Consider the following 14,926-nt stretch of genomic DNA (forward strand, 5'->3'; position numbering starts at 1 on the left):
GTGCCCGCGGCCCGCGCGCGACGGTTACGCCGGCCGCCCGCGACCGCTCCGATACATCGACGTCACCGCAGGCTGATCGCGTACAGGTGGAGGCGCGGATCGTCGGGCAGCGTCAGCGAACGGATCTCCTTGCCGCTCGCCAGCGGCACGCTGACCGCGAAGAGGCTCACCGGCGGCCCGTCCACGCCCTGGCCCGCCTTGATCCGGTGCGGCATGGACAGCACCGCGGTGGTGCCGGGCGACGGGCTGCCGCACCAGTCCGCGACCGTGACAGCGCGGGTCTCCACGCTCCCGTCGGCGTAGCCGATCGTCAGCGCGCCCGTGACCGGCCCGTTGTGCGTGGTGGCGACCAGCTCCAGCGACGAGTGCGCGCCCCGCGGCAGCACCAGCGACTGCCCCGACGCCGTCACGAGGTTCGGCGCGGCACCGGCCGGGTCCGGCGCCTGATAGGTCACGCCGTTCCAGACGATCGGCCCGGCCGGGGGCAGCAGCGCCGCGTCGTAGCTCCACCCGCCGGTGTCGAAGTTCCCCTGGTCGGTGGCCTCTACCGTGGCGGTGCCGTCGCGCGTCAGCTCCGGCGTCAGGTCGACCGCGCACGCGGTGCCCGGCGCGCAGGTCAGCGCGGGCCGCACCGCGACGGTCGCGGTCCGGGTGACCGTGTTCGCGCCGCCCACCGTGACGCGCACCGGGTACGACCCGTTCGCGACGCCGTCCGGCGCGGTGACCGTGACCGTGGCCGTCGTGGCGACCGGCAGGTGCGACGAGCGCAGCGCCGGCAGCCGTGCCGGGCTGACCGTCGCGGTCCACCCGGCCGGCGCGGCCACCGTGACCGTGGGCCGCAGCGTGGTCGGCGACTGCGCCACGATGTCCACCGTGAACGTGGTGGTGCCGCCCGCGGGCAGCGCGGCCGAGGCCGGCCGCAGCGAGGCGTCGACGCGCCGGCGGCCGTCCTGCGGGGCCCGGTTCACCGACGGCGGTTCGGCGTTCGGCGCGGTTCCCCACGACGACGGCCGGGAGCCGACCGTGTGCGCCAGCGTGCCGCCGTCCGCGACCGCGTCCCAGGACACCCAGTTCTCGGTGAGATGGACGCCGTCCACCCGGGCGCTCCGCACGTACCGGTCGGTGTCGCTCACGCCGGGCGCGGTGATCCGCAGCGTGCCGGAGCCGGTCCGCACGGTCGCGGACGGGAACAGCGGCGTGGACACCGCGAGGAAGTCCGCGCCGCTCATCGTCGGGTAGAGGCCGAGCGCGGAGAAGACGTACCAGGCGCTCATCGTGCCCAGGTCGTCGTTGCCGGTCATGCCGTCCGGCCCAGTGGTGAACAGCGTCATGGCCGCGCGGACCACGGTCGCGGCCTTCGCGGGCGCGCCGGCCCAGTGGTACATGTACGGCGCGAGCAGGTCCGGCTCGTTGTTCGGGTTGTAGGTCGGCTTGGCGTAGTAGTCGTACGGCGCGGCGATCCAGTCCTCGCGGGCCGTGCGGGCCGGGTCGGTGAGCAGCCGGTCGTAGGCGAAGAACTCGTCCAGCCGCTGCTCCGCGCCGCGCCGGCCGCCCATCAGCGCGACCAGCCCGGCCGGGTCCTGCGGCACCAGCCACTGGTACTGGTACGCGCCGCCCTCGTGGAACTGATGGGACGCGGCGACCGGGTCGTACGGCGTGAGCCAGGTGCCGTCCACGGTGCGCGGCCGGAACTGCCGGGTCGAGGAGTCCCACAGGTTGCGGTACCACTGGCCGCGGGCCGCGAACATCCGGGCGTCCTCCTGCTTGCCCAGGCCCTCGGCCATCAGCGCGAGCGCGGCGTCCGCGGCCGCGTACTCCAGCGTGGCCGACGCCGGGTGGACGCAGTCGTTGTCGCCGCCCTTGTGCCCGCAGTCGGTGCCGAGCCGCAGCCCGGACGGGATGTAGCCGCGGTCGGCGTAGTAGTCCTGACCGGTGCGCCCGTTATACGGCGAGTCGGCCGGCGGCTGGCTGGTGGCGTTCGCCCGCAGCAGCGCGTACGCCTCCTCCTCGTGCCCGGCGAGCAGGCCCTTCGACCAGTTCTCCACCAGGAACGGCGTGACCGGGTCGCCGGTCATGATGTTGGTCTCGCTGTTCGCCAGCGCCCAGCGGGGCAGCCAGCCACCGTCGCGCCCGACGGCCAGCACGGAGAGCGCCACGTCCCGCGCCACGTCCGGCGCGAGCAGTTCCAGGAGCTGGTTCTGCGGGCGGTACGTGTCCCACAGCGACAGGTTCTGGTACGGCGTGTAGCCCTGCGCGGTGTGCACCTGCCGGTCGAAGCCGACGTACCGGCCGTCCACGTCGCCGGCCAGGTTCGGATGCAGCAGCGAGTGGTAGAGCGCGGTGTAGAAGACGGCGCGCCGCTCGTCCGTACCCCCGTCGATCGTGATCCTGGAGAGCTCCGAGACCCACCGCTCGCGGAGCGCGGCGCGGACCGCGTCGAAGTCGAACCCGGACCCGGTCTCGGCCGCGAGGTTCTTCCGGGCGCCGTCCGCCCCGGTGTAGGACAGGCCGACCTTCACCACCACGTCGCGGTCCGCCGCGGTGTCGAACGTGACGTAGGCGCCGTTGCCGCCGGCGCCGGCCGCGTCCCGGCTCTCCGGGCTGATCGTGGCGCCGCGCCAGGTGCCGAACGCGGTGAACGGCCGGTCGAACTCCGCGGTGAACCAGACCGTGTGGTCGTCCTTGCCCGCGCAGAAGTTGCCCGCGTTCACCCGGCCCTCGATCGTCCGGTCGCCCACCACGTGGATCTCGGAGTCGAACACGTTCTGGTTCGCCTTACCGGTGTTGAACAGCACGTTCGCCGCGCTGCCGGCCGGGAACGAGTAGCGCTGCCAGCCGGTGCGCGCGGTCGCGGTCAGCTCCGCGTCGATGTCGTAGCGGGACAGCCCGACGCGGTAGTAGCCCGGGCTCGCCTCCTCGTCGTCGTGCGAGAACGCGGACCGGTAGGCGTTGTGGTCGGTGCTGGTGACCGCGCCGGTGGTCGGCATGATCGGCAGTTCGCCGGCCACGCCGCAGCCCACGCCGGACAGGTGCGTCTGGCTGAAGCCGTAGATCGAGTCGGCGAGGTAGTCGTACCCGCCCTGACCGCCGGTGTCCGGGCTGACCTGCACCATGCCGAACGGCGCGGAGGCGCCGGGGAACGTGTTGCCGAAGTTCTGCGTGCCGACGAACGGCCGTACCAGGTCGATCGGGGCCGCCACCCGCGACGTCTCCACGACGGGCACCCCCGGTGCGGCCAGCAGCGCGGCCACGAGCACATTGCGGATCATCGACACCTCCGTCACGGGCGTGTGATCACGTTGCCACCGCCGAGCGACGAATGTCAATCAGCCGCGATCTCGCGCGTGGGTCTTGGCGAGCTGCAGGTCGCGCATGACCTCGCCGGCCATCCGCACCGAGGCCGCGTCCAGCACGTTGCCGAACTCGATCACCCGGACCCGGCCGGCCAGGCGGGCCGCCAGGTCCGGCATCTCGCTCGGCACCACCACCAGGTCGACGTCGCGCAGGTCCTCGTCCGTGGTGCCGGTCAGCACCTCGATGTTGGTCACGCCGGCCTGGGTGAGCGAGTCGCGGATGCTGACCGCCTGGTCCTCGGTGGAGTAGAGCAGGCCGACCGTGCGGCCCTTCGGCACCTGCGCGATCTGCACCAGCGTCTGGAGGTGCGGCGCCGCCACGATCGCCACCACCTCGGTCTCCGGGCGCCGCATCAGCGTACGCACCTCGGCCAGGTGGAAGAACGTGGTCAGCACCAGGTCGGGACGCTCCGCCTCGGCGTCGAACGCGCCCAGCACCAGCGGCTTCACCGACGCGCCGAGCCGCGTGCCCAGCTCGGACGCGAAGTACCGGGCGCGCTCCTCGTTGCACTCGACGAACGACACCGCGATCGTCCGCTCCGCCTCCCAGGCGGCCAGGCCCGCGATCAGGTCGCGGATCTCCCCGGCGGAGAGGCCGAGGTCCAGGCACTCGCGGGCGGCGGCGGACAGGATCTCGCGGGCCCGGTTGCGGGCGGCGGACGTGGACCGGGCCTGCCCGCCGCCGACCACCACCATGCCGTTGCGGCCACGCGGCTCGATCAGGCCCAGCGCGCGCAGCTCGCCGTAGGCGTGGGCGACCGTGTTGCGGTTGATGCCGAGGTTGTCGGCGAGCAGCCGGGAGCCCGGCAGCCGCTCGCCGTCGCGGAGCAGCCCCATCTCGATCATGAGCGTCACCTGGGACACGATCTGCCGGTAGACCGGCACGTCCGAGTGCCGGCTGACGCTCATGCCGGCGATCACAGGGCCCACTCCCACACGGTTCGTCCCGGCCCTTCTCAGTCCAGCACCCGGCGCATCCGCAGGCTGCGGATGTGGTCGTCGACCCGGGACAGCGCGGCGCGCACGGTCTCCACCGGCTCGAACCCGCGCGCCCGGTAGAAGCCGATGCCCGCGCTGTCGCCCAGGAACACCGACACCCACATCTGGCGGCCACCGGCCGCGCGGATCTGCGCGGTGACCCGGTCCAGCAGCATCGTGCCCAGGCCGCGCCCGCGCGCCGCCGCCTCCAGGTAGACCAGCGACAGCTCGCCGGCCCGCGCGCCGATCATGCCGCCGCCGGCCGCGCCGAGCACCCGGCCGCGCTCCTCCACGACCTGGTAGCCGAACCACTCCGGCGGAGCCGGCGCCACCTCGGTCGCGACCCGCGCCTCGTCGTAGAACGCGACGACGGTGCGCTCGATGTACCCCTGAGGCAGCAGGTCACGGTACGTCTCGCGGTAGGCGGTGGCGCAGATCCCAGCGATGCTGGCCACGTCGGCTTCGGTGGCTTGGCGGACAACGGTGGTCAACGACGATCCTGGCACGACCGCAACATTAGATGTCCCGGCCGGGGCCGCTGCGCCGGGTGACGCGCGGCACCGGCCGGGTCACCCCCTTACGGCTTGGAGCGCGGGCCGCTCTCCGGTTCCAGCGAGTCGACGAACTCGTGCGGGTTCTCCGACCTCGCGGCGACGCGGGCCGCCTCCGCCTCCGCGTGCATCGCGCGGGCCGCGGCCGCCGGGTCCACGCCGACGCGCTGCGCCGCCCGGACCACACCGGCGTAGGCCTCCTCGGCCAGCGTGTACGCGAGCCGGTACTCGTGCGCGGCGAACGCGGCCTTGGCCAGGCCGAGCTTCACGTCCGCGGCGTACAGGTCCGCGGTCGCCCGGCGCGCGTCCGGGTCGGCCAGCACGTCCGCGGACAGCCGGTTCGCGGCCTCGGCGTACGCCGCGGTCAGGAACCGGTCGCTGTTGTCCCGGTCGAACTGACTGAAGTCCCAGTTCACGTCGATGTAGCTCATCATCGAGTTGCTCTCGTCGCCGACCCAGGCGAAGTAGAAGTCACCGGTCGGGATGATGTCCGTCGCCGCCTCGCTGTCCCACCCGTCGTGCGGGTGGTGCATGCCGAGGTGGTGGCCGACCTCGTGGATCTGCGTCGTGGTCAGGCCATAGCCGGCGGCCACGACCTGCGGGTTCAGGAACGAGTAGACGTAGCTGGCGGTGCCGTCGACGAAGTTGTCGTCCGCGTAGCCGAGCAGCCCGCTGACGTTCGCCTCGGTCACGTAGTTGAACATCGGCAGCTCGTAGTCGACCCGCCCGGCGTCGTCCCGGGTCCGCTCCAGGTTCTCCGTGGTGTAGAGGTACAGGTTCGCGTCCGGCGGCAGCGTCTGGCCCTCGTAGCAGGGCTCACCCGTCACGTACTGACCGATGAGGCAGGCGCGGTTCCGCTCGTCCAGCGGGAGGTCCTGCTCGTCGTAGTCCATCGGGTTGCGCCAGCGCAGCTCCGACAGCTCGTCCACCAGCAGATCCGCCGTGATGTACGACGAGCCGTCCACGCCCGGCCAGCCCTCGTACGTGTTGCTGTCCAGGTTGATCGACTTCGGCAGGTTCGCCGGGAGCTCCACCGGATAGATCGGCGAGGTGGTCATCAGCAGGTCGAGCGCCACGTACCGGGTGAGCTTGGCCAGGTCACCGGGGAGCGCGTCCGGCGAGCGGAAGCCCCCGTCCGCGTACTCCCACGCGGTCGGCATCCGGTAGTCCGGCTCGCCGTCGCCGTCCACGTCCAGCTCGTCGACGATGTAGTTCGTCATGTTCGCGTCCGGGCCGGCCGACATGTCCGCGAACCAGACCCGCCGGGTCGCGCCCAGACTGGTCTCCTCGTCGTCCGCCGTGGTCCCGCCCCAGGCCATCATCTTGCGGCTGTCCCGGTTCGCGCCGAAGTCGAACCCGGTGTCCGGATCCGGCTCGCCGGTCTTCGTGTAGACGTGGAACTTGAAGTCCGACCGCCCGTGCCAGTTGATCAGGAAGACCGTGTTGCGCCGCGTGTCCACGCCGTGCGGCGGGTTGAACGCGAGGTACTTCTCCACGCTCGGCGCGTCGATGTAGTGGTTGTCCGTGACGTCCAGGACGTTGCGCTCCTGGTCGTTGTAGGCCGCCTGGTACTCGGTCAGCGGCGCGGGCGTGGCCAGGCTGGACAGCTTCCGGAAGAACCTGTCCTCGTACCCGCGGTCCGCGTAGGAGATCTTGTAGTCGTAGATGTACGTGATACCGAGCTTCTCCTGCTCGCCGTACCACCGCCGGGACGTCACCTCCGGCTCATACGTCCTGGCCAGACCCGCGCGGAACGCCGTCTGGTCCACCTCGGCCCGGTCGTAGCCGAGGAACACCACGTTGACCGGGACCTTCTCGACGAGCTTCGGCTGCCCTCCGGGCACCAGATGGGCGAACCTGGGCGCCGGTGCCGCCGCACCCGCCGGCGTCGCCGACGCCCCGATCATCGCCGCGATAAGCGCTGTGACAAGCGCCGCTCTCCGTCTCATGCGGACACGTTGCCATCGCCGGCGCCATCCGTAAATGCCTACATGACAATATGGGCATGGCTAAATTAGGTCGCAGGCCAGCACATTCTCGCTTTCCGCGTGGTCACGCGCGAGTCCTTCCACCGACGCCGAGCCCCCGCTTCCGGCGCGGGCGCCACCCGCGGGCGCCGAGCCGGCCCAGGGGACGACCCCAGACCCCGATATTCCCGCTCCCGGCGCGGTCACGACCCACATGCTCCCGCGGGCGCGGAGCCGACCCCGGACCCCGATATTCCCGCTCCCGGCGCGGTCGCGGCCCGCATGCTCCCGCGGGCCAACCTCGCGGCGGCTCCGCCGCCGCTCCGACGCCGCGTCGGAGCCGGTGCCGCCGCTGGTCACCCAACCCCCGCGATCGCCGCCCGGGGCCGGGCCCGCCGCCGCGCCGGGTGCCCCGCGCGGGTCATGCGCGGGACACCGGCTCCCGGGGCGTCCGCATGCCCGGGATGCCGTGACGGCTGGCGATCAGCTGGTCTTGGTGACCACGACGGAGCTGACCGGGGTCGCGTTGAGCCGCTCGACCGGGGTGGTCACGCCGTTGCCCCAGGTGCCGTCGTTGGTGGCGTCCTGCTTGTGCTTGCGCAGCGACTCGAACTCCGCCAGCGTGAGCCGGTCGATGCGGACAGTCCACTTCTCGCCGATGCCCTCGCCGTCCTTCGGGCCCAGCGTGACGGAGTAGTCCTCGGCCACACCGTTCTTGACCACGACCGGGCCGTCGAGGAAGCACCACTCCTTGACGCACACGGTGAGCGCCAGCTTGGTGGTGGTGGAGGTCGCGTCCTCGGGCGACAGCGTGAACGACACCGTGAAGTCCCGGGACACGCCGTCGCCGTCCTTCGGCGCGACGATGGCGGTCACCGCGGCCGGCGGGGTGGGCTGCCCGGTGGCGTCGGCCACCGGCGAGTTCGGGTCCGCGCCGGGCCGGACCAGCACCACGACCAGCATGATGACGGCGAAGACCACGGCCGCGGCGGCGATCACCCACGGCATCCGCGACGGCCGCTTCGCGGCGGGCGCCCCGAAGATCGGCGGCCCGTATCCGGACGCCCCGGACACCGGCGGCCCATAACCGGGCACACCGGAAACCGGCTGCCCGAAGCCCGGCGCGCCGGAAACCGGCTGCCCGTAACCGGCGCCTCCATACATCGGCTGCCCGTAGTCGGGAGCGCCGGACACCGGCTGCCCGTAACCGGGACCGGAGACGGGCGGCCCATAGCCGGGCGTACCAGACACCGGCTGCCCGTAACCGGGCATACCAGGCCCCGGCGGGCCGTAGCCGGGGACACCGGAGACCGGCTGACCGGAACCCGGCCCACCGGACACCGGCTGGCCGTAGCCGGGGACACCGGAGACCGGCTGACCGGAACCCGGCCCACCGGACACCGGCTGGCCGTAGCCGGGAACGCCGGAGACCGGCTGACCGGAACCCGGCCCACCGGACACCGGCTGGCCGTAGCCGGGGACACCGGAGACCGGCTGACCGGAACCCGGCCCACCGGACACCGGCTGGCCGTAGCCGGGAACGCCGGAGACCGGCTGGCTCGGGGCGGGCACCGCGAACGGCGGTAGCGCCGTCGTCGGCGCCTCACCGCCCGGCGCGGGAGCGCCCGGCGCGGACTGACCCAGCGGCACCGGCGCGGTCGGCGCCTCACCGTCCGGCGCGGGAGCCCCGGACACCGGCTGACCCAGCGGCATCGGCTCCGTGGGCGGCTCTCCGCCCGGCACGGCGGCACCGGACGCCGGCATGGAAGCGGCCGGTACCGCGTTCTCGGCCGCCGCCGGAGTGCCGTCCGACACGTAGCCGCGGGCGTGCACGACCGCCGGGTGGGACTCGCCGAGGGCGGCCGGGCCGTGCTCCGCGACGAGCGCGAAGTTCCTCCGGGCGACCAGCCGGTTGGCCAGTTCGTCCGCGACCACGGCCAGGTCGTACGCGAGCAGCACCATCACCGGGTCGGCCGGCTGGCTGCGCTGCTGGCCGGCCGCGTAGGCCTCCTCCAGCAGGCGGCGGGCGCCGGGGTGGTCGCCGGCCTGCACGTGAAGGCCCGCGAGCTGCCGCATCGTGGCCAGCAGCTCCGGGCCGCCGGCGGCGAGGCCGGGGCGGGCCTGGTCGACGACGCGGGTCAGCAGTGCCTGGGCCCCGGCCAGGTCTCCGCTGTCGGCGAGCTGCTGGGCCTGCTGACGGGCTTCAGGATACGAACGCACCCGGACATGGTTCCTGATCGACGCAACCGGCCGCCACTCCGGTCCCACGGGGCCGCGCGAATCGGTAACGTAGAGTACCGTTCCGGCTCATGATTGCCGTCAAGCCGTGGCACCTCCTGCTGCTCCTGGTCGTGGTCGCGATCACGGCCGTCATGGTCCTGCTGAACCGGCGGAGGTAGCTCAGGCCCCGGCCGACCGCCGCCCGGTGCGCAGGTCGATGCGGTGCGTGGCGCCGCCGAACGCGATGATCATGCCGGGGTCGCCGTGCCGCAGCCGGCAGGCCGGGTTGTCGAGCTGCGTCTCCGGATCGGCCGCCGGCACGCGGCCGTTCACGGTGAACGGCCCGGACCACGCCAGCTCCAGCGCGGGCTCGCCGGGCCGGGCGTACCGGACCCGCGCCGCCCCGAAGGCCGGCGTCGCGAGGCCGTCGACGAACGCGGCGAACGAGCCGTGCGTGGCGCGGCGGCCGACCACGCACACCCACGCGGTGCCGGGGCCGCGCGGCACCAGCTCCTGCCAGGCCTCGGAGCCGGCGGTGACGAACTCGGCGCCGCCGTCCACGGCGAGCGCGACGTAGCCGTCGCCGCGCCGCCCGGCCGTCCACGGCCCGCGCGCGGCCCACTCGTCCAGGTGCGCGCGCGGGAACCAGGCATGGGTACGGCCGACCGGGTCGTCCGGCGGGATCGCGTACAGCGCCAGCAGCGTGCCACCGTGCTGGCGCACCCGGGGCAGGACGCGGTTGCCGGCCCACGCGTTCGGCCGCGACGACGGGGAGACGGACGCGTTCGGCGGATGCGTCACGAAGATCTGCGTCTCCGGGCCGAGCGTGGCGCCCCACACGTGCTCCTGCAGCCCGGGCAGCCCGGCCCGGTAGTCCTGCGCGCTGGCCAGCATCACGTCCGGCGTGCGATGCACCACCACGTCCGAGCCGTACGGCCGGTCCAGCAGGTCCCGTTCCGGCAGGTAGCGCCCGCGGTAGCGCTGCCGGCCGCGCCAGTCGCCGCCGTGGTCCGCCACCGCCCGGACCACGGCCGGCACGGCGTAGCCGCGCGCGGTGGCCAGCACGGTGGCGGGCAGCAGCGCGTCGTTGAGCGCGCCGACGCCGAAGCACAGCCGCATGATCGGCGCGGTCTCCTCCAGCCGGGACGAGCGCAGCGCGCCCACGTAGGACCGGCCGTGCGCGCAGCCGTGCACGCCGCGCCACGAGTTCGCGGCCAGACTGAACAGCACCCGATCGGCGAGCCCGGCGGCCAGGCCGGCGAGCGCGCGGTCCGCGCCCAGCTCGGCCAGCGAGACCAGTGCCAGCAGGTCGATCGCGAGGTACGCGTTGGAGTCGAACTCGCTGAACCCGCCCGCCAGCCGCCGGGTCATCCACTCCCCCGCCATCGCCCGGCCGTGCTCCGCGTGCCGCCGCCCGGTCCAGCCCGTGTTGCCGAACACGTCGTCGCGGAACGCCTCGCCGGCCAGCGTCTCCGCCGTGTGCCAGACCAGCTGGTGGTTCTCGGTGAAGTAGCACATGGCGTCCAGGCCGGGCTGGTCGATCCAGTACTTGAAGCCGCGCAGCGCCGCGCGCACCTCGTCGCGCAGCCCCGGCGCCCAGTTCCCCGGCGGCACCCGGTGCCACAGGTTGAGCAGCCCCACGGCCTCGAAGTCGGCGCAGTCGGCCCGCTCGCGGATCATCGTGAGCGCGCGGCCGAGCGGGTCCGCGGTGACCGCGTCGCCGGTGAGCGTCCAGCGGGCCAGCGCGGCCGGGGCACCGGCGCCGGCCGCGGCGTGCTCCAGCAGCTCGCGCCGCCAGTCGTCCGGCGTGCCGACCGGGCGCTCCCGATGCTCACCGGGCAGCAGCACCCCGTCCAGATCCCGATGCACCGGTACGCCGGGCGCGTCCACGCCGACCCGCAGCCGCACCGGCCCGGGCGGCCCGGCCAGCGGTATCCGCGCCCGGCCGCCGTCCAGCGTGACCGCCCCGCCGCGGTCCGGGCCGCCCGGCCACCACACCCGCAGCCGGGCGCCGTCCGGACCGGTCAGCTCCGCCGCGGCATCCGGGCCCGGGATCGCCCAGGCCGCCAGCCCGACCGCGTCCAGCAGGTCCTCGGCGCGGGCGGACGCGTCCTCGTCCGCGCCCGGGCACGGCACGATCACGCGGACCGGCGGGCCGGCCACGCGTACCCGCAGGATCTGCCGGCACTCGCGGAAGCCCGCCTGCCAGAGCGCGGCGACGAGCGTGGACACCCCGGACGGCAGCCACACCCGGACCGTCCACTCCAGAGGCTCCATGTAGGACACGCGGTCGGAGCCGCCGATCGGCGCGCCGTCGTGGAACAGCCGCACCGGGCCGGTGCCGGCCACGCGCAGCTCGCGCCACTCCGCCTGGTCGACCTCGACGGTGGCGGCGGCCAGCGCGGTCCGGTACTCCGGCGTGAAGCAGAACGCGCTCCAGTCGACCAGGCCGTCCGCCGCGGTGTGCGCGCGCCGCCACGTACCCTCGTGGCCCTGGAACGTGAACGCCGCGCCCTCCGCGGCGGCGGCCGGGACCGGGCCGTCCGCGGGAAGCGGCCGCGCCCGGTGCAGCGCCTCCTTCAGCGGCGTGGCGTCCGGCCCGTTGGTGAGCCGCCACCGTCCGTGCGGGCCCCACGGCGGGCCCGTCGCGTCCAGGTGCGCGCCCAGGTCGCCGGCCGGGGACGACCAGGCCGGGCCGGTCAGCCAGTCGCGGATCGTGCCGTGCCGGTCGAGGCGGTGGACGGTGCGGCTCATCGCAGGCCGGTGGCGGCGATGCCGCGGGTGATGTGCCGCTGCAGGACCAGGAAGATGACGATGACCGGGATCATGCTGACCACGGACATGGCCAGGATGTAGTTGAACGGCACCACGAGCTGGCCGTCGAACTGGGCCAGCGCGACCGGCAGCGTGTACTTGTCCTGGTCCTGGCTGATGATGAGCGGCCAGAGGAAGTCGTTCCACCGCCAGATCACGGAGAAGATGGCGAGCACCGCCAGCGGCGGCGCGCATAGCGGCACGATGATCCGGACGAACGTGCGGAACTCGCCGGCGCCGTCGATGCGCGCGGCCTCGATCAGCTCGTCCGGCAGGCCCAGCATGTACTGCCGGAGCAGGAACACGCCGGTCGGGGTGGCGGCGGGCGGGATGATCAGTCCCCAGAGCGAGTTGACCAGGCCCAGGTCGGCCGCGACCTCGTACACCGAGATCAGGATGACCTGAAGCGGGATCATGATGGTGCCGAGCGTGACCAGGAACAGCACGGTGCGGCCCCGGAAGTTGTACTTGGCCAGCCCGTACGCGGCCATGGTGTTGATCACCAGGGTGAGCGCGGTGGCCGCGACCGTGACGACGACGCTGTTGCGCAGGTAGACGCCGAAGTCGAAGGTGCGCAGCGCCTCCGTGTAGTTGGTCGGCGCGAACGAGGCCGGCAGCGGCGACGGCGGGCGCGCGGCCAGCTCCGCCTGCGTCTTGAACGAGGAGAGCACGGCCCAGACGATCGGCACCAGCACCACCAGCGACAGCGCGATGAGCAGCGTGTAGGCCAGCACCTGGCCGGTGGCGGGCGGCCGGCGGCCGGTCGCCGACCTCCAGGTGCTCATGCCGGGCTCCCCGGAACGCTGCGGTTCCGGCGTGGTCGGCGCTGAGCCGATGATTCGCTCGCAAGCTCGCTCATGCCGGGCTCCATCGGAACGCTGCGGTTCCGGCGTGGTCGGCGCTGAGCCGATGATTCGCTCGCAAGCTCGCTCATGCCGGCCGCCGGTCGAGCAGCACGTTGATCAGTGTGAGGCCGAAGACCGTGCAGAAGAGGATGACGGAGCCGGCCGCGGCCAGCCCGTACCGGATGGGTGACTGGAACGCGTTCTGGTAGATGTACTGGACCATGAGCGTGGTGGCGCCGATCGGGCCGCCGCCGGTGAGCGTCCAGATGAAGTCGAAGGCCTGGAAGCCGGCGATCATGCTGAGGATGACCACGACCATGGTGGTGGGGCGCAGCAGCGGCAGCGTGATGTAGCGCAGGCGCTGCCAGGCGGAGGCACCGTCGATCATGGCGGCGGCGTGGTGGTTCGGGTCGATGCCCTGGAGGCCGGCCAGGATGATCAGCGCGTAGAAGCCGAGGTGCGTCCAGAGTCCGACGAAGACGACCGCGGCCATCGCGAGCCGGCCGTCCACCAGCCACGGGACGTCCGCGCCGAGCAGCGTGTTCGCCAGGCCGTTGCGGCGGTCCAGGATCCAGCCCCAGATCAGGCCGACCACCACCGGGGAGAGCAGCACCGGCAGGAAGAAGATCGCCCGGAAGGCACCGCGGCCACGCAGCCGCCGGTCGAGCAGCAGCGCCAGCCCGATCGCGCCGATCGTGCAGAGCACCACGAAGCAGACCGCGAAGATCGCGGTGGCGCGCGCCGCGGCCCAGAAGTCCGCGCTGCGGACCAGCTCGGTGTAGTTGCTCGTGCCGGCGTAGGTGAACGTGCGGCCGTTGGTGCTGTCGTACGCGCTGATCGTGACGTTGTTGATCGCAGGCCAGATGGTGAAGACCCCGAAGATCAGCATGTTCGGGAGGACGAACAGGTACGGCGCCACCCGGATGTTCCACGGCGTGCGGGCCGCGGTCATCGGGGCACGGCCGCCTTCTGCGCCTCGTCACGGATCTCCTGCGCGGCCCGCTCCGGCGTCTGCGCGTCGGTCAGCACCTTGCCGAGCGCGGTGACGGCCGCGCGCGCGGTGGCGTTGAACCCGGGGCTGTACGCGGCGGCGTAGGTGTCCGCGGGCGTGCGCTGGATCTCCTGGAGGAAGACGTTCATGTCCTCCGCCCGGGACGGGTACTGGATACCGGAGTCGATCAGGTCCTTGCGGGTGGGCAGGAACGCGGCCTCCTGGCACAGCCGCCGCTGCGACTCGGCCGAGGTCATGAACGCGATGAACTCCGCGGCCAGCGCCTGGTGCGCGCTCTGCCGGAACGACGCGAGGAACTTGCCGCCGGGGAAGCCGCCGCAGCGTTCGCCGCACGGGTTCGGCGCGGCCTGCCAGGCGAACGCCGCGGACTTCGCGAACGCGCTGACCTGCCAGTTGCCGCTGATGTAGACCGGGACCTGCTGGGCCAGGAAGATCTCGTTGGCCGCCTTGTACTTGGTGCCGGCCGACAGCCACAGGTCCGCCGGCATCGCGCCGGTCTCGTGCAGCCGGGCGAACTCGGTGATCGCGGCCGTGGCCTTGGCGGCGTCCAGCGTGACCGTCTCGCCGTTGAGGTACGTGGTGCCGTACTGGCTGAGCATGGTGGCGAACCGGTGCCCGGAGACGTCCATGGCGAGCGCGTACTCCGTGCCGTTGGCGCGCTGCACGGCCTGCGCCGCCTCGATCAGCTGGGGCCAGGTCCACGGCGCCGCCGGGTCGGGCAGCGGTACGCCGGCCGCGCGGAACTGGTCGACGTTGATGATCGGCGCGTTCATGGTGAGGTCGCTGGGCACCGCGATCAGCTCGCCGTTCGGCCCGGTCGTCGCGGGCGTGGCGCCGTCGATGAACCGGCCGGACAGCGCGTCCCGCTGGTGCGCGCCGAGGTCGAGCAGGTCGGCGCGGAACGGCGCCAGGTCGGTCAGCCGGGCCACGTCCGGCGCGTTGCCGCCGGAGAGCCGGGCCTGCAGCTGCTGCTCGAGATTCGCGTACGGCACGACCTGGAGGTTGACGGTGGCGCCACTGCGCCGCTCGAACTCCGCGATCAGCGCGCGGGTGACCGCCTCGTCCGGGCCGTCGGTGAAGTAGACGTACGTGAGGTTCCGGTCGGCGGCCTGGTCGGCCTCCCCCTCGCCGGAGCCGCCGGGTGCGCAGGCGGCCAGCGCCAGGACGGTGAGCAGGGACATCAGTC

9 protein-coding genes are annotated in these 14,926 nt (G+C 73.2%); all 9 read right to left on the bottom strand.

The annotated features are described in order from the left end of the window. Positions 1-62 precede the first annotated feature (62 nt). The 9 genes from J2S41_RS18170 to J2S41_RS18210 all read right to left on the bottom strand — a co-directional run bounded on the left by J2S41_RS18170 (position 63) and on the right by J2S41_RS18210 (position 14,921). Entirely contained in the window at positions 63-3,269 is a 3,207-nt protein-coding gene (locus tag J2S41_RS18170; protein WP_310369072.1) for a GH92 family glycosyl hydrolase, read from the bottom strand. A gap of 57 nt (positions 3,270-3,326) precedes the next feature. Then, on the bottom strand, positions 3,327-4,262 hold the full coding sequence (locus J2S41_RS18175) for a GntR family transcriptional regulator (protein ID WP_310369073.1): 936 nt from the start codon (positions 4,260-4,262) through the stop codon (positions 3,327-3,329). Between the two features lie 47 nt (positions 4,263-4,309). Then, positions 4,310-4,786, bottom strand: coding sequence for a GNAT family N-acetyltransferase (locus tag J2S41_RS18180; protein ID WP_310369074.1), 477 nt, complete (start codon positions 4,784-4,786; stop codon positions 4,310-4,312). A 122-nt stretch (positions 4,787-4,908) separates the two neighbouring features. Continuing rightward, positions 4,909-6,726, bottom strand: a complete 1,818-nt coding sequence (locus tag J2S41_RS18185; protein ID WP_310369075.1) for a zinc metalloprotease — start codon at positions 6,724-6,726, stop codon at positions 4,909-4,911. 606 nt (positions 6,727-7,332) lie between these two features. Next, positions 7,333-9,069 (bottom strand): YML083C domain-containing protein, encoded by a 1,737-nt coding sequence (locus tag J2S41_RS18190; protein WP_310369076.1) that lies wholly within the window; start codon positions 9,067-9,069, stop codon positions 7,333-7,335. Positions 9,070-9,249: 180 nt separating this feature from the next. Next, entirely contained in the window at positions 9,250-11,823 is a 2,574-nt protein-coding gene (locus J2S41_RS18195) for a hypothetical protein (RefSeq protein WP_310369077.1), read from the bottom strand. Continuing rightward, complete coding sequence (locus J2S41_RS18200) at positions 11,820-12,668, bottom strand: carbohydrate ABC transporter permease (protein ID WP_310369078.1); 849 nt, start codon at positions 12,666-12,668, stop codon at positions 11,820-11,822. Before J2S41_RS18200 ends, J2S41_RS18195 begins: the two co-directional genes overlap by 4 nt. A gap of 145 nt (positions 12,669-12,813) precedes the next feature. Beyond that, positions 12,814-13,680: a carbohydrate ABC transporter permease gene (locus J2S41_RS18205; RefSeq protein ID WP_310369079.1), complete on the bottom strand. Its 867-nt coding sequence runs from the start codon at positions 13,678-13,680 to the stop codon at positions 12,814-12,816. Continuing rightward, entirely contained in the window at positions 13,677-14,921 is a 1,245-nt protein-coding gene (locus tag J2S41_RS18210) for an ABC transporter substrate-binding protein (protein WP_310369080.1), read from the bottom strand. The genes J2S41_RS18205 and J2S41_RS18210 overlap by 4 nt, the downstream gene beginning before the upstream one ends. Positions 14,922-14,926: the final 5 nt, after the last annotated feature.

The organism is Catenuloplanes atrovinosus, assembly GCF_031458235.1.
GTDB lineage: Bacteria > Actinomycetota > Actinomycetes > Mycobacteriales > Micromonosporaceae > Catenuloplanes > Catenuloplanes atrovinosus.